This window comes from Streptomyces sp. GESEQ-35 (genome assembly GCF_017948485.1).
Taxonomy (GTDB): domain Bacteria; phylum Actinomycetota; class Actinomycetes; order Streptomycetales; family Streptomycetaceae; genus Streptomyces.
Map to the genome: position 1 here is coordinate 361,236 of NZ_JAFFSX010000003.1, position 15,752 is coordinate 376,987.

At 68.5% G+C, this 15,752-nt stretch carries 13 protein-coding genes; 8 read left to right on the top strand and 5 right to left on the bottom strand.

Annotated elements, in window-relative coordinates:
- The first annotated feature begins 67 nt into the window (after positions 1 to 67).
- The gene (locus tag KCH87_RS08660; protein ID WP_210585328.1) at positions 68 to 2,176 is read left to right on the top strand and encodes a SpoIIE family protein phosphatase; all 2,109 of its coding nucleotides are present in this window, start codon (positions 68 to 70) and stop codon (positions 2,174 to 2,176) included.
- 3 nt (positions 2,177 to 2,179) lie between these two features.
- Here KCH87_RS08660 and KCH87_RS08665 read toward each other — a convergent pair whose 3' ends face one another.
- Positions 2,180 to 3,226 carry an AI-2E family transporter gene (locus tag KCH87_RS08665; RefSeq protein ID WP_210585329.1) on the bottom strand — a complete coding sequence of 349 codons (1,047 nt, stop codon included), beginning with the start codon at positions 3,224 to 3,226 and terminating at the stop codon, positions 2,180 to 2,182.
- Positions 3,227 to 3,245: 19 nt separating this feature from the next.
- Positions 3,246 to 3,467 carry a hypothetical protein gene (locus tag KCH87_RS08670; RefSeq protein ID WP_210585330.1) on the bottom strand — a complete coding sequence of 74 codons (222 nt, stop codon included), beginning with the start codon at positions 3,465 to 3,467 and terminating at the stop codon, positions 3,246 to 3,248.
- A 56-nt stretch (positions 3,468 to 3,523) separates the two neighbouring features.
- On the opposite strand from KCH87_RS08670, the gene KCH87_RS08675 reads away from it, so the two are divergent.
- The 3 genes from KCH87_RS08675 (at position 3,524) to KCH87_RS08685 (ending at position 7,303) form a co-directional block, all read left to right on the top strand.
- Positions 3,524 to 4,903, top strand: coding sequence for a cytochrome P450 (locus KCH87_RS08675; protein ID WP_210585331.1), 1,380 nt, complete (start codon positions 3,524 to 3,526; stop codon positions 4,901 to 4,903).
- A 52-nt stretch (positions 4,904 to 4,955) separates the two neighbouring features.
- Entirely contained in the window at positions 4,956 to 5,270 is a 315-nt protein-coding gene (locus tag KCH87_RS08680; protein ID WP_210585332.1) for a hypothetical protein, read from the top strand.
- Between the two features lie 299 nt (positions 5,271 to 5,569).
- A complete protein-coding gene (locus tag KCH87_RS08685) occupies positions 5,570 to 7,303 on the top strand; it encodes a recombinase family protein (protein WP_210585333.1) in 1,734 nt (577 codons plus the stop codon).
- Positions 7,304 to 7,366: 63 nt separating this feature from the next.
- Here the strand turns inward: KCH87_RS08685 and KCH87_RS08690 are convergent, their stop codons facing one another.
- The 3 genes from KCH87_RS08690 to KCH87_RS08700 all read right to left on the bottom strand — a co-directional run bounded on the left by KCH87_RS08690 (position 7,367) and on the right by KCH87_RS08700 (position 11,059).
- On the bottom strand, positions 7,367 to 8,338 hold the full coding sequence (locus KCH87_RS08690; RefSeq protein WP_210585334.1) for a pirin family protein: 972 nt from the start codon (positions 8,336 to 8,338) through the stop codon (positions 7,367 to 7,369).
- 116 nt (positions 8,339 to 8,454) lie between these two features.
- On the bottom strand, positions 8,455 to 10,401 hold the full coding sequence (locus KCH87_RS08695; RefSeq protein WP_210585335.1) for a YncE family protein: 1,947 nt from the start codon (positions 10,399 to 10,401) through the stop codon (positions 8,455 to 8,457).
- A 190-nt stretch (positions 10,402 to 10,591) separates the two neighbouring features.
- A complete protein-coding gene (locus KCH87_RS08700) occupies positions 10,592 to 11,059 on the bottom strand; it encodes an SseB family protein (protein ID WP_210585336.1) in 468 nt (155 codons plus the stop codon).
- Positions 11,060 to 11,224: 165 nt separating this feature from the next.
- Here KCH87_RS08700 and KCH87_RS08705 point away from each other — a divergent pair, with 165 nt between their 5' ends.
- From KCH87_RS08705 to KCH87_RS08720, 4 genes are all read left to right on the top strand, one after another.
- Entirely contained in the window at positions 11,225 to 12,076 is an 852-nt protein-coding gene (locus KCH87_RS08705; RefSeq protein WP_210585337.1) for an intradiol ring-cleavage dioxygenase, read from the top strand.
- 132 nt (positions 12,077 to 12,208) lie between these two features.
- The gene (locus tag KCH87_RS08710) at positions 12,209 to 14,035 is read left to right on the top strand and encodes an acyl-CoA dehydrogenase (protein ID WP_210585338.1); all 1,827 of its coding nucleotides are present in this window, start codon (positions 12,209 to 12,211) and stop codon (positions 14,033 to 14,035) included.
- Between the two features lie 96 nt (positions 14,036 to 14,131).
- Positions 14,132 to 15,430: a M18 family aminopeptidase gene (locus KCH87_RS08715; protein WP_210585339.1), complete on the top strand. Its 1,299-nt coding sequence runs from the start codon at positions 14,132 to 14,134 to the stop codon at positions 15,428 to 15,430.
- A 70-nt stretch (positions 15,431 to 15,500) separates the two neighbouring features.
- Entirely contained in the window at positions 15,501 to 15,752 is a 252-nt protein-coding gene (locus tag KCH87_RS08720) for a DUF6458 family protein (protein WP_210585340.1), read from the top strand.

Below are 15,752 nucleotides of genomic sequence, written 5' to 3' on the forward strand. Positions count from 1 at the left end.
TCACGGCGACGAAGCCGAAGCTCCGCTTCAGTGGCACCTTTCGATCACCTCTCCATACAGTGGGCCAATGCGCACTGGTGAGTCCCTGCCTCCCGTGGGGGAGGTCCTTGCCACCCTCGCGACCGGCGTGTGGCACTGGGACACCGCTACCGGGCAGGTCACGGTGGATGCCGAGGCGGCTCGGCTGCTTGGGCTGCCCGCCGAGCAGACCACCCTCACCGAGGCCCAGACGCGGGCCAGGCTCCACCCGGTCGACTGGAACGAGATCACCGGCGTGGTCCAGCTCGCCGTGGCGGAGGGCACCCTCGCCGAGGTTCGGATCCGGATCATGGACGGACAGGGCCGGAACATCCGCACCGTACGCAGCCGCTCCAAGCCGTCCTTCGACCCGGAGAAACGGGCGTACGAGCTGATCGGCACCCTCCAGGAGGTCACCGAACCGGAGCCGGGCACCCCCGCGGGCCGTCGTGCGGTGACCGGCGACTGGCGGCGCTCCCGGGAGGCGTTCCTGCTGGACGCGGGCCGGGCGCTGGCCGAGGCGCGCTCCACGTCGGAGGTGCTGCGGGTCGCGGCGGCCCTGTCGATGCCGGGGTTCTCACCAGACGGACTGGCCGTCTTCGGCGTGGAGGCCGACCGGCTGACGATCATCGGCCACCACGGGCACCAGCCGGGCGACGAGGGCCCCTTCTCGCATATGGCGCTGGACACCGACTACCCGGCGGCGGAGGTGGTCCGCACCGGCCGCGCCGTCTATCTGTCCACGCCCGACCAGTACAAGTCCCGCTACCCGGTCACCTGGCCGCTGGCCAAGCACTTCGGCCGCCAGTCGTGGGCGTTCCTGCCGCTGACCGTGGCCGGGCGGACGATGGGCGCCTGGATGGCGGCCTTCACCTACCCGGTGGCGTTCACGCCGGACGAGCGGTCCGTGCTGACGACGGTGGCCCGGATGCTCGCGCAGGCCCTGTCCAGGGCCGGGCTCGCCGAGTCGGAACGGGAGCTGACGGACGGCCTCCAGCGCTCGATGCTGCCCACGCTCGGCCCCGAGATACCGGGCATGAGCGTCGCCGCTCGCTATGTGCCGACCGGCGGCGGCCTCCAGGTGGGCGGCGACTGGTACGACATGATCCCGCTGCCCTCCGGCCGGTTCGCGTTCGTCATCGGCGATGTCCAGGGCCACGATGTGCGGGCGGCGGGCCTGATGGGCCAGCTCCGGATAGCGCTCAGGGCGTACGCCTCCGAGGGCCACCGCCCGGACGCGGTGCTCTCCCGCGCCTCCCGCTTTCTGCACGGGATCACCTCGGACGACGACGACCTGCGCTTCGCGACCTGCCTGTACGCCGAGGCCGACCCCGTGACCGGGACACTGGACGTCGCCCGCGCCGGGCACCCCGACCCGGCGATCCGCATGGCGGACGGCACGGTGCTGACGCGTCCCACGGCGGGCGGCCTGCCGCTCGGCATCGACCCGGACGCCGACTACCCGACGACCCGGTTCACCCTCGAACCCGGCGAGACGATGATGATCTGCACGGACGGTCTGATCGAGACCGGCGGGCACGACCTGGAGACCGGCTGGCAGCGGATCCGCACGATCCTCGAGGAACACAAGGGCGACCTGGACGAGCTCTCCGACGCCCTGGTCCAGGCGGTGCACGGCCCCTCCTCCCACCACACCACCGGCCCACTGGCCGACCGCCGCGAGGACGACATCGCCGTACTCCTGCTCTGCCGGCAGGGGAAGGGCTGCGACCACGAGGACACGTCGGTCCTCGAACGTCACCCGGTACGGCGGACGATGCTCTCGGTGGCCCAGGCGGAGCCCGAGCGAGTCGCCACCGCCCGCCAGCAGCTCCGCGAACTCCTCCACGACTGGGCCTCTCCCGAGCAGGTCGACTCCGCCGTCCTGCTCCTCTCCGAGCTGCTCACCAACGTCCTCGTCCACACCGACGCCGACGCCCTCCTGCTCGCCGAGGTCACCGGCGAGGCCGCCATCCGCCGCCTGCACGTCGAGGTCACCGACACCAGCGACGACCTCCCCCACAGACGCCGCCCCGGCGAACTGGCCTCCTCCGGACGCGGGTTGATGCTCATCGAACTGCTGGCGAACGCATGGGGCGTGGACCCACGGGGCGAGGGCAAGAGCATCTGGTTCGAGCTGTACGAGGAGGCGGGGTAGGGCCTAGGAATCCGGCGGCTCGGCAGCCCCGTACCGCGTCCGCAGTTCCTGTACGACCCCGAAGGCGGCCGCCGTCAGCGGCACCGCCAGCAGCATGCCGAGGACTCCGGCCACGGACGCGCCCGCGGTGATCGTCACCATCACCAACGCCGGGTGCATCTGCACGGTCCGGCTCTGGATCATCGGCTGGAGGACATGTCCCTCCAGCACCTGTACGGCGAGGACGACACCCAGCGCCCACAGCGCGATGACGAACCCGCGGTCGGCCAGCGCGACCAGCACGGCGACGGCGCCGGAGAGGAAGGCGCCGAGGTAGGGGATGTAGGCGCCGACGAAGACCAGGGCGCCGAGACCGACCGCGCCCGGAACGTCCAGGACCAGCAGACCGACCGTGATGCAGACGGCGTCGATCAGCGCGATGAAGGTCGTCCCGCGCATGAACCCCTCGACCGCCTCGAAGGCCCGCCGCGCCATGGCCTCGACGGTGTCGGCGGCAGCGTGCGGGGCGATGGCGCGCAGGCCGCCTGCGGCCTTGTGGGAGTCACGTAGGAAGAAGAAGACGAGAAACAGCGCCAGTACGGCAATGGCGATCGTCTCGCCCACCACACTGACCCCGCTGATGACACCGGACGCGGCGGTCCCGCCGAACTTGGTGAGCAGCTCCTTCGCGTTGGACGCGAGGTCCTCCAGCGAGGTCCCCGCCGCCCCGAAGTGCTCGGTGAGCGACTGCCCCGCCTCCTTCAGCGAGGCGACGATCTCGTCCCCGCTGTCGACGAGCGCGGCCACCACGATGTACACGGCCCCACCGACGACAGCAACGACCGCGACGCAGGTCACGGCGGCAGCGACGGACCGGTTGACCCGCGCCTTCACCAGCCGCCGGTGCAGCGGCCCGAGGAGCGCGGTACCGAGAAGAGCCAGCAGCACCGGCACGACGGCCGTACGCAGTTCCCCGCACAGCACCACCCCCACCCACCCGACCCCGGCGACGAGCAGCACGACAACACACCAGGCCGCGAAACGGCGGACGGGCTCGGGAAGCAGTTGCACGGGCCCACCTGATCATGCGTCAGACGGGATGTCGCCTCAGGAGGGGCCGAAAGGAGGACGGGTGCAGCGCGCTCCGCAGGATCATGGTGCTGCCGTAGCCGCGGTACAGCTCGGCCACGGCCCGGCGTCCCTCAACTCGTCGCGGGTATCCGGGAACGGAGATCACGTAGTCGAAGACGACGTCTTCGGCCAGGAGGTCGAAGCAGCCGACGACCGCATCCACCCCCGCTGACGCCCGCACGCCCAGCCTCACCCCAGGGGGATCCGCCGCCGGGCCTGAGCCGTGATGATGGAGGCATGGCCACCGTCATCACCGAGATACCCGGCCCCAAGGGCCTCCCGCTGCTCGGCTCGGCGCTCGACCTGCGGCGTGACGCGCTGGGGGCCTTCCTCCGTGCGCGGCGGGAGTACGGCGACGTGGTCCGTATCCACGCGGGCCCGCCCGGACTCCGTACCGTCGTCTACTGCGTGTTCTCCGCCGAGGGCGCCCAGCAGGTGCTGGCCTCCCAGGCCGCCAACTTCCGCAAGGACAACCAGTTCTACGAGGAACTGCGCCTCTCCGCCGGCAACAGCCTGGTCACCAGCCAGGACGCCGACTACCTGCGCCAACGCCGCCTGATCCAGCCGCTGTTCACCAAACGCCGGGTGGACGGATACGCGAGCGCGATCGCGCTGGAGGCCGCCGCCACGGTGGAGCGCTGGCGGGAGTCCGACTCACCCGAGGTGGACGTCGTACGCGAGATGGACCGGCTCGCCCTGCGCACCGTCTCCCGCATCCTCTTCGGCGCCGACGTCGAAGCCGCCGTGGACGTCATCCACCACAACTTCCCCGTCGTCAACGCCTATGTGACGCAACGCGGCTACTCACCTCTCAACCCGCCCCGCACCTGGCCCACCCCGGCCAACCGGCGCGCCGAAGCGGCGACCCGCGCGGTGTACGCGGTCTGCGACCGGATCATCGCCGAACGCCGAGCCAAGGACGAGCCCACCGGCGACGACCTGCTCTCCCTCCTCGCCGTGGCGAACAGCGAGGAGGACGGCAGCCTCGACGCCGCCGAGATCCGCGACCAGGTCGTGGTCTTCCTGGTGGCGGGTCACGAGACGACGGCGACGTCCATGGCGTTCGCTCTCCACCTGCTGGCCCGGCACCCGGAGGCGAGGGCGCGAGCACACGAGGAGGTGGATCGACTAACGGACGGAAGGGAGGCCTCCGCCACCGATCTGGCCCAACTCCCCTACCTGACCATGGTGCTGAAGGAGGCGATGCGACTGTATCCGGCCGCCCCGGTGGTGGGCCGAAGGTCGGTCGAAGAGGCCGAGATCGACGGCCACCTCATCCCCGCCGGCGCCGACGTGCTGGTCTTCCCCTGGGTGACCCACCGCCACCCGGACCTCTGGGACGACCCGGAACACTTCGACCCCCACCGCTTCACCCCCGAACGCGAGGCGGCCCGGCACCGTTACGCATGGTTCCCCTTCGGCGGCGGCCCTCGGGCCTGCATCGGCCAGCACTTCTCGATGCTGGAGTCGGTGCTCGCCCTGGCGGCGCTCCTACGGTCGTACGACCTCCACGCGGTCGACACCGAGGTCCCGGTGTCCGCCGGAATCACCCTCCAGGCGACGGGGCCGGCGCGGGTGCGTCTCACACCGCGAGGGGGTGTGCGGGCCGGCAGCTGACCCGCGCCGCTGGGAGGCGCCTCATGTGCACGACGGTCCCACGCTTCGGTCTGTGATCGGGCTGCCGTCACTGTTCGCCGGAGGGGTGGCAGGCATGTCGTGGGCGGTCGTCGAGGGCCCTGACGGCTGGCGTTGGCTGCTGGTCCTGGTGTGCGTCCTGGTCTGTCTCGTGGCGGCAGGCGCGTGGGCATTGATGATCGCATTGCGCGACGCCGATTTCTGTCTGCTCTTCGGCGCGCTTGCCGCTCTCGCCCTGGTCATCTCGATCCCGATCGGCGTCAAGCTCGGCGCTCGAAGCCCCCGCTTCAGCGTGTCCACCGACGCCTGGTCGGCCTTCGTTGCACACGCGCACGGCAACGGAGCCTGAGCCCGAGCTCCAAGCCCCGGTATCCGAGACCCTTTTGCGTGAAATGGGCGGGAAGTTGAACCCAACCTCCCATCCTGCCCACACGCCAACTGCCGAGCACACCAGCACAGATCACTTTTCGCAATCGGCTGCGACACTCCGTCGCGATCACTTAGCGTTCGCTGTAACAAACAACCCCGGTCGGGTGTTACCAGCACCCGCCGGGGTCTCACCACAGGATCGAACGGACCGATCTCATGGATAACAGCGACTCTAACGTTGCCCTGCCCGCTCCCGCACGCCTCGTAGCTGTGACCGGCATGGCAATCCACGTGGGTGTGTACCTACGCCAATCCGAGCGTCGCACCACCGGCAGCGAGGCCAGCACCGCAGCTCAACACGAAGAGTGCATGAAGGCCCTGGCCCAATGGGACGTCCCACCGGCTCACGTCGAGGTGTACGAGGACCTGGGGATCAGCGCCTTCAAGAACGTGGAGCGCCCCGCTTACGAACGGCTGCTGCGCGACGTACGAGCCGGCCGCATCAACGTGATCATGGTGCATTACATGTCTCGGCTCAGCCGGAAGAACGCCGCAGAGACGTACGACGAACTGCGCCCGCTGCTCACGAGCCGGGTTCGCATCATCAGCGTCGGCGAGCACCGCGAGTTCCACACCGACAACCCACTCGCTCTCATGGAGCTCCTGTTCAAGCTTCAGGCCAACCACGAAGAGAGCCTGAACAAGAGCCACGCCGTCAAGGCAGCCAAGGCCCTGGAGACCAGCTTGGGCGGCTACACGGGCAAGGCTCCCTTCGGCTTCACCCTCATCCGCGAGACACGCAGGTCCGCCGACAGCAAACCGGTCAGTGTCAAGATCCTCACCCCTGACGACGAGCACGAAGCACCGGTCGTCCGCCGCATCGTGGAGATCGTCGAGGAGTGGATCGCGACGGACGCCATGTCCGGCTCGTGCTGGAAGCTCGCCCGCCGTCTCGAAGCCGAAGGACACCTGACCCGCGGCAAGAAGGCGGCGCAACAGCACGCCGACGCGCCCTGGGACGGCAAGACTGTGAAGCGCATCCTGACGGACCCGCGTATCGCCGGGCTCGCCTGTGAGAGTGTGTACGGCTTCCGCCGTGACGGCACACCGAGCAATAAGATCACCGAGTACCGGATCATCCGGGACGACAGCGGCAATCCCGTACCGGCGTACGAGCCGATCGTCAGCCCTGAGCGTTGGTACCGCGTACAGAAGTGGGTCATCGACCGTCACCCCGGCGGTGGGGACTGGCAGAGCGAACCCTCAGGGGTCCTGTCGGCGATGAAACTCCTGTACTGCGAGTGCGGGTCGTCCATGACGCACGGCGGAACCGGCTCCAAGAAGCACTACCGATGCCGCCGCCGGGCCGTGAAGCCGGGCCAGCACATGGGTGAGGTGACCATCGGTGCAAAGGGCATCGAGAAGTATGTCGCCCGCCGGGTTCTCGCTGTGATCGCGACAGCCCAGGGCGATGAAGCGACCATGACCGTTCTCGCACACGCGTCGGCACGGTATGCGCATGAACAAGAGCAGCAGGAGTCCTCACAAGTCACGCAAGAACGAGATCGCCTCTTGGCCGAACGCGCGAACCTGCGGCACTCACTCCAGAAGCACCATGCGGACAAGCAACACACCCTGCTCAAAGGCGGATTCGCCGACGCCGTCGCTCAAGACCAGTGGGACAAGACCGAGCGTGGCCTCGCGAAGCACATGAAGGCACTTGACGCCCGCATCGCAGAGCTCGGGAACAGCAAACAAGTCCAACTACCTTGCTCCGCATGGCTACCGCGTGACGGCTCGGACCCCATCGGTCAGGGCTCCTGGTGGCACCAGGCCACCCGAGACGACAGACGCGCCTTCTTCCGGCTCTTCCTAGACCGTGTGGAGGTCTGCAAGGCATACCAGCACGCCGGACAAGGCGTGCCCACCGTGTCGCGCGTCACTATCACCTGGGCAGGAGGCGTAACTCTCGACGACTTGCCGGACATCGAGAAGTTGCGCGAGTCCGCCTGAACAACGGCCTGGAGCAGGACTTCGTCGGCCGGCCTCCGAACCGGCCGACGATCTGCCAAGTGGCTACAGTCCCCCCTCGGACATCCCGTGCACGGCCGGGATCGTCCCCAGCCGGCCCTTCTGGAAGTCCTCGAAGGCCTGCTGCAACTCCTCGCGGGTGTTCATCACGAACGGGCCGTAGTGCGCCATCGGCTCACGGATCGGCTGCCCGCCCAGGATTACGACCTCCAAGTCCGGCGCGTTGGAGTCCTGCTTCTCGTCCGCACGCACGGTCAGAGAAGAGCCGGAGCCGAAGACGGCGGTCTGGCCCAGGTGGATCGGACGGCGCTCCGCACCGACGCTGCCGCGTCCTGCAAGGACATACGCGAGGGCGTTGTAGTCCTCACTCCACGGCAGCGTGATCTCCGCACCCGGCGCCAGCGTCGCGTGGATCATCGTGATCGGCGTGTGCGTGATGCCCGGCCCCTGGTGGCCGTCCAGCTCACCCGCGATCACCCGCAGCAGCGCACCGCCGTCCGGCGTGGTCAGAAGCTGTACCTGGCCACCGCGGATGTCCTGGTAGCGCGGGTCCTTCATCTTGTCCTTGGCCGGCAGATTGACCCAGAGCTGAAGCCCGTGGAACAGCCCACCGGACTTCACCAGCGACTCGGGCGGGGTCTCGATGTGCAGCAGGCCGGAGCCCGCTGTCATCCATTGAGTGTCCCCGTTCGTGATGGTGCCACCGCCACCGTTGGAGTCCTGGTGAATGAAGGTGCCGTCAATGATGTACGTGACGGTCTCGAAGCCACGGTGAGGATGCCACGGCGTACCTTTTGGCTCATTTGCCCCATAATCCACCTCGCCCATCTGGTCCATCATGATGAACGGGTCGAGATGGCGGTAGTTGATCCCGGCGAACGCCCGGCGCACCGGGAAGCCCTCACCCTCGAAACCGCCCGGCGCGGTCGTGACGGTGAGCACGGGACGTGCCACGCCCTCGGCCGGCGCGGCCACGCGGGGCAGCGTCAGCGGGTTCTCGACGGTCACTGCAGGCATGTCGGTACCTCCTTGTGCGGCCAGTTTAGTTGAGCATTGAACTTCCTGCCACCCCAGAACGACGAAAGCCCGGAGGACATTCCCTCCGGGCTGCGCCGTGCGGACCGGGGCCCGCGTCAGTTGCTGAAGTACAGGTACTTCCAGGCCCCGTACGTCGTCGAGTTCACGGTGTCGCCGGACGAGCCGTTGACGTACACCGACCGCATCCGCGCCCGGATGCCCGACTCACCGGGTGCCTCAAGGCTGACGGCCGACTTCCCGTTCGTACCGATCGGGAAGTACTCCGAGCCCGCCGAGTACCACGAGCCCTGGTAGTAGACCTGGAGATCGAAGCGCTGCTGACGGCCCGGGTAGTAGCTCATCGTCGTGGTGAGCAGCGGGTCGGTGTTCTTGTGGAACCAGTGGTACGACGTCGAGCCGATCTTCGCCGTCTTGTAGTGCTTGGAGACGGCGGTGGAGACCTTGACCCTGGCGTACGCCGTGACCTTGACCGTCTTCGGCTTGTAGCGGGCGTCGCCCGAGAAGACCGCGGTCACGGCCGTGTCGCGGGTCATGTCCACCCACACACTGATGTCGCCGGCGGAGTTGACCTTGCCGGACTTGATCAGCTTCTTCGGCTTGTCGCCGCCGAAGGGGTCTGCGTAGATCTGAACCGAGCGGTTCTTGTACGTCGTACCGAGGTGCGCGGTGAACTTGACGTCGGCGCCGTAGTTGTACAGCTTGCCGTTGTTGTTCAGGCTCAGGGAGGTCGAGGCGCGGGACACCTCGACGGTGTCGGAGGCGCCGGCCGTCGTGTGTGTGGAGTCGCCCGCGTAGGAGACCTTGTAGGTGACCTTGCCGCCGGCCGGCGGGGTGTCCGTGAAGGAGTAGGTGCCGTCCGCCTTCACCGTGACAGCCGGAAGCGCCTTGCCGTTCGGGCTCTCCAGGTCGGTGCGGGTGACCGCGAGCTTGGCGCCGGAGGGCAGCGGAATCGTCGCCGAGAGCTTGCCGGTGACCGTGAGCTGCTTGGCGCGGGTGGCGGTGGCCGGGGCGTTGACCGTGAGGGTGGGGACGTTCAGCGTCGGGTCGGTGAGTGCCTTGAGGGTGTAGCCGCCGGACGAGCTCACCAGGGCGAACACCCGGGAGGAGTCCGGGGCCCAGGCCACGTCGGCCGCGCCCCACGTGCCGGCGCTGTACGTGCGTACCGGCTGCGTGCCGTTGGGCCGGTAGACCGCGACCTTGGTGCCCGAGATCTGAGCGATCAGGCCGCTCCTGCCGACGTCGGCCCGCTGTCCGGCCGGGTAGGCACCGGCCTTGGCGAAGGTTCCGTTCGCGTAGGCGTGCCGGTCGGTGCCGTTGACGAGCGCCTGATCGCTGCCCGCGACGAGGTCGATGTCCCCGACGCCGTCGTTCAGGGCGTACGAGGTGTCGTGCCAGGCGGTCACCTTGGGCGTGCCGCTCGACACGTCGAGGACGGCCTCGGTGCCGGTGGAGTCCCCGGTCTCACCGACGGCCAGCAGGCCCGGCCGCAGCGGGTCGGTGTCCAGCAGGGCCTGCCCCCACAGGCCGGACCCCGTTCCCTCGGTCGGGAGCTGGACGAGCGCCACCGGGTCGGTGCCGCTCGCCGGGTCCACCGCCGGGTCGACGGAGCCCAGGTCGCCGTCCCACTGGTCGCCGTACGAGAACCAGACCTTTCCGCCGGCGAACTCGACGTGTATGGGGCCCGTGTTGGTGGCGACCGGGTAGCGGGCCTTCACGTCGAGGGTGGCCGCGTCGAGGGCCACGATCTCGTGGCTGACCCGGGCCGTGGCGTACAGGGTGGTGCCGTCGTCGGAGAGCGCCAGGTCGAAGATGCCGTCGATGCCGTCCACCGAGTCGACGCGGTTGCCGTTGTAGTCGGCGGCGACGATCCTGTCGTTCGTGTCGTCGCCCACGAAGACCCGCTTGAGCGTGTCGCTCACGACGATGCCCCCGGGCGAACCGACCGTGACGGTCGCAGCCGATGCCGTCCCGGCCGATACGGCGGTCAGCGCCACCGAGCTGAAGAGGACCGCGAGTGCCGTCGCGGCCGAAGTGCTGCGCATGCGCACAGTAGTGAAACCCCCACAAGAAATCCCGGGTTCGCCGGGAGATGAGAGCGCCGCGCGGCACCCGGACGTGAACCGCCTGGAGGCGGTGACGTACGGGGCGCGGCTGCCGGGGGCAACTCTATGGCATGGCTGTGACAATCGAGTGGAGATTTTGCGACCGGGGCTTCCCGCCAACGGGCGGCGTCTACCCGTACATCCGCCGCATCGCGAACTCCACCATCTGCTCGACCGCCTTCGCGTCGAACACCATCCGGTGCTCGCCCTCCATGTCCAGGACGAAGCCGTAGCCGGTCGGCAGCAGGTCGATCACCTCGGCGCCGGTGATCACGAAGTACTTGGACTCCTTGCCCGCGTACCGGCGCAGTTCCTTGAGCGAGGTGAACATCGGGATCACCGGCTGCTGGGTGTTGTGCAGGGCGAGGAAGCCGGGGTTGTCACCGCGCGGGCAGTAGACCTTCGACGTCGCGAAGACCTGCTGGAAGTCCTCGGCGGACACCTGTCCCGTGGTGAAGGCACGCACCGCGTCCGCAAGGGAGGGTGGAGACGGCTCGGGGTAGAGCGGAGACTGCTGCTGCCCGTACCCGCCGGGCATCGGCTGCTGCGGGGGGACGTAACCCTGTTGGGCACCGGCGTTCTGGTCGTAGCCGTACATGGGCGCAAGCGTACCGAGAGCCCCGGGGCATACGGGCCGGTACGGGTGTCCTGGCAAACCGACAGCGACCCGACAGCCACCGTCCTGGTTTCCCACAGCTGACGCTCATAACGTCTGTCGTGCCCAGGGGGGCACCGGAAACGGCACACCAGCGAGGGGACAGCCATGCACCGACACCACGACGACGAGGTCCACGAGCACGACAGAGGGCTCTCTTACGACCTTCCCGTCCTCGCCCGCCGCCGCATGATCCGGCTGATGGCCGGGGCGAGCCTGATACCGCTGGTGGGATGCAGCTCCGAGGACGAGACCGCCGTGTCCCCCTCCTCCGCCTCGTCATCGACCGCGTCCTCCTCCTCGTCATCGTCCTCCTCCTCGTCCGCCGACTGCGCGACGATCCCGAACGAGACCGCCGGCCCCTACCCCGGCGACGGCTCCAACGGCGTGAACGTCCTCAAGGAGAGCGGTGTCGTCCGCAGCGACATCACGAAGAGCTTCGGCGACTCCGCGGGCGGCACCGCCGAGGGCGTGCCCCTGACCATCACGCTCACGGTCGTCGACGCGGACTCCGGCTGCGGCACCCCGAAACAGGGCGCGGCCGTCTACCTCTGGCACTGCGACCGGGAGGGCAACTACTCCCTGTACTCCGAGGGCGTCACCGAGGAGAACTATCTGCGCGGCGTCCAGGAGACCGACGACAAGGGGCAGGTCACCTTCAAGAGCATCTTCCCGGCCTGCTACACCGGCCGCTGGCCGCACATCCACTTCGAGGTCTACGGCAGCCTTGAGGACGCCACCGCCGCCACCTCCATCACGAACACCTCGCAGCTCGCGTTCCCCGAGGACGTCTGCGACACGGTGTACGCATCGAACGGTTACAGCCAGAGCGTGCAGAACCTCAGCCAGCTGTCCCTGGAGACGGACAACATCTTCAGCGACGGCTACGACCAGCAGCTGGCGGCGGTCGAGGGCAGCGTGGAGAAGGGGTACACGGCGACGCTGACGGTCCCGGTGTGACCTGTCACAGATGGCCGGATCGGGGTTGCGTCTTATTACCGACGGGTAGCATCATCGAGTAGCTACTTGTTGGTATGTGAACTAGCGCGAGGATCCAGTGCCTCGCCGATCTCTCTTTACGGAGCCGTCGCCATGGGGCACTACAAGTCGAATCTCCGCGACATCGAGTTCAACCTCTTCGAAGTACTCGGGCGCGACAAGCTGTACGGCACGGGCCCGTTCGAAGAGATGGACGCCGAGACCGCGAAATCCATCCTCGACGAGATGACCCGCCTCGCGGAGAACGACCTGGCGGAGTCCTTCGCCGACGCCGACCGCAACCCGCCGGTCTTCGACCCGGAGACCAACACCGCGCCGGTCCCCGCGTCCTTCAAAAAGAGCTACAAGGCGTTCATGGACTCCGAGTACTGGCGGCTCGGCCTGCCCGAGGAGATCGGCGGCACCACTGCTCCCCCTTCGCTGATCTGGTCGTACGCGGAGCTGGTCCTGGGCGCCAACCCGGCCGTGTGGATGTACTCCTCCGGTCCGGCCTTCGCCGGGATCCTCTTCGACGAGGGCAACGAGGTCCAGAAGAAGATCGCGCAGATCGCGGTCGAGCGGACCTGGGGCTCCACCATGGTGCTCACCGAGCCCGACGCCGGTTCCGACGTGGGCGCCGGGCGCACCAAGGCGATCCAGCAGGAGGACGGCTCCTGGCACATCGAGGGCGTGAAGCGCTTCATCACCTCCGGTGAGCACGACATGGAGGAGAACATCCTTCACTACGTGCTGGCGCGTCCCGAGGGCGCCGGTCCCGGCACCAAGGGCCTGTCCCTCTTCCTCGTGCCGAAGTACCTCTTCGACTTCGAGACCGGCGAGCTGGGCGAGCGCAACGGCGCCTACGCCACGAACGTCGAGCACAAGATGGGCCTGAAGGCCTCCAACACCTGCGAGATGACCTTCGGCGACCAGCACCCCGCCAAGGGCTGGCTGATCGGCGACAAGCACGACGGCATCCGCCAGATGTTCCGCATCATCGAGTTCGCCCGCATGATGGTCGGCACGAAGGCCATCTCGACGCTCTCCACCGGCTACCTCAACGCCCTTGAGTACGCCAAGGAGCGCGTCCAGGGTCCGGACCTCGCCAACTTCATGGACAAGGCCGCGCCCAAGGTCACCGTCACCCACCACCCGGACGTCCGCCTCTCGCTGATGACGCAGAAGGCGTACGCCGAGGGCATGCGCGCCCTCGTCCTCTACACCGCCTCGATCCAGGACGCGATCGCCGTCAAGGAGGCCGCGGGCGAGGACGTCAAGACCGAGCACGCGCTGAACGACCTGCTCCTGCCGATCGTCAAGGGCTACGGCTCCGAGAAGGGCTACGAGCAGCTCGCCCAGTCGCTTCAGACCTTCGGCGGCTCCGGATTCCTCCAGGAGTACCCGATCGAGCAGTACATCCGCGACGCCAAGATCGACACCCTGTACGAGGGCACCACCGCGATCCAGGGCCAGGACTTCTTCTTCCGGAAGATCGTCCGCAACCAGGGCTCCGCGCTGAACTCCCTCGCCGAGGACATCAAGAAGTTCCTCGCGCTCGGCACCGGCGGCGAGGAGCTGGCCGGCGCCCGCGAGCAGCTGGCCAAGGCCGCCGTCGAGCTGGAGGCCATCGTCGGCCTGATGCTCACCGACCTGGCCGCCACCGAGCAGGACGTCAAGAACATCTACAAGGTGGGCCTCAACACCACCCGCCTGCTGATGGCCTCCGGTGACGTCGTCGTCGGCTACCTGCTCCTCAAGGGCGCCGCGGTCGCCGCCGAGAAGCTGCCGAACGCCTCGGCCAAGGACAAGGCGTTCTACACCGGCAAGATTGCGGCGGCGAAGTTCTTCGCGGCCACCGTCCTGCCGGGCGTCACCGGCGCGCGCAAGCTCGCCGAGGGCGTCGACCTGGACCTGATGGAGCTGGACGAAGCCGCGTTCTAGCCCGCTTGTCCCCCTTTACGAGGGCCCGTTCCCAGTCATCGGGAGCGGGCCTTCGTACGTCGTCAAGGAAGCCTCGTACGTCGTTAAGGTGAACCCATGAGCGAACCCCACCGCTTCGACCGCGGCCACACCGACGACCTCATGACCTTCCTGGCGGCGAGCCCCACGCCGTACCACGCCGTGGCGAACACCGCCGAGCGGCTGGAGAAGGCCGGCTTCAAGCAGGTCGCGGAGACGGACGCCTGGGACGGGTCGAGCGGCGGCAAGTACGTGCTGCGCGGCGGCGCGATCATCGCCTGGTACGTCCCCGAGAGCGCCGCGCCGCACACGCCGTACCGGATCGTCGGCGCGCACACCGACTCGCCGAACCTGCGGGTCAAGCCGCTGCCGGACGCCGGGGCGCACGGCTGGCGGCAGGTGGCGGTCGAGATCTACGGCGGCCCGCTGATGAACTCCTGGCTGGACCGCGACCTGGGCCTGGCGGGCCGGCTGACGCTCAGGGACGGCTCGACCCGTCTAGTGAACGTCGACCGCCCGCTCCTGCGCGTCCCCCAACTCGCCATCCACCTGGACCGTTCGGTCTCCTCCGAGGGCCTCAAGCTCGACAAGCAGCGCCATCTCCAGCCGGTCTGGGGGCTGAGCGACACCGTGCGGGACGGCGATCTGATCGCCTTCCTGGAGGCGGAGAGCAATCTGGCCGCGGGCGAGGTCACCGGCTGGGACCTGATGGTCCACTCCGTGGAACCGCCGGCGTACCTGGGCCGCGACAAGGAGCTGGTCGCGGGACCGCGCATGGACAACCTGCTGTCGGTGCACGCGGGCACGGCGGCGCTGGCCGCGACGGCGACCGGCGGCGGACAGCTGCCGTACATCCCGGTGCTGGCCGCCTTCGACCACGAGGAGAACGGCTCGCAGTCGGACACCGGCGCGGACGGGCCGCTGCTCGGCAGCGTGCTGGAGCGTTCGGTGTTCGCGCGCCAAGGATCGTACGAGGACAGGGCGCGCGCCTTCGCGGGCACCGTCTGTCTCTCCTCCGACACGGGCCACGCCGTCCACCCCAACTACGCGGAGCGGCACGACCCGACGCACCACCCGCGCATCAACGGCGGGCCGATCCTGAAGGTGAACGTCAACAACCGCTACGCCACGGACGGTTCGGGGCGTGCGGTGTGGGCGGCGGCCTGCGAGCGGGCCGGCGTCCCCTTCCAGTCCTTCGTCTCCAACAACTCCATGCCCTGCGGCACGACCATCGGCCCGATCACCGCGGCCCGGCACGGCATCAAGACCGTCGACATCGGCGTGGCGATCCTGTCGATGCACAGTGCGCGGGAGCTGTGCGGCGTGGACGACCCGCATCTGCTGGCGAACGCGCTGGTGGCGTTCCTGGAGGGGTAACGCCCGCCCGGCCGGGTACCCGTCGCCGAGCCGGCCGGAACGACCGGACCGGAAAGGGAGGCGACAGCTCATGGGCCTCGGCGGATGCATCATCCTCATCGCCGTTGGAGCCATCCTCACGTTCGCGACCGACTGGAACATGGAGGGGGTCAACCTCGACCTGGTCGGCGTGATCCTGATGATCGTCGGGCTGATCGGAACGACGACGTTCAGCAGCATCGCGCGACGCCGGCGAGTCGTGGTGCCACCTTCGACGCCGGTCGTCGAGGAGCAAGGGCACCACCATCGGCGCGACGGGTACAGCGACGGTTACGGCGTCTGA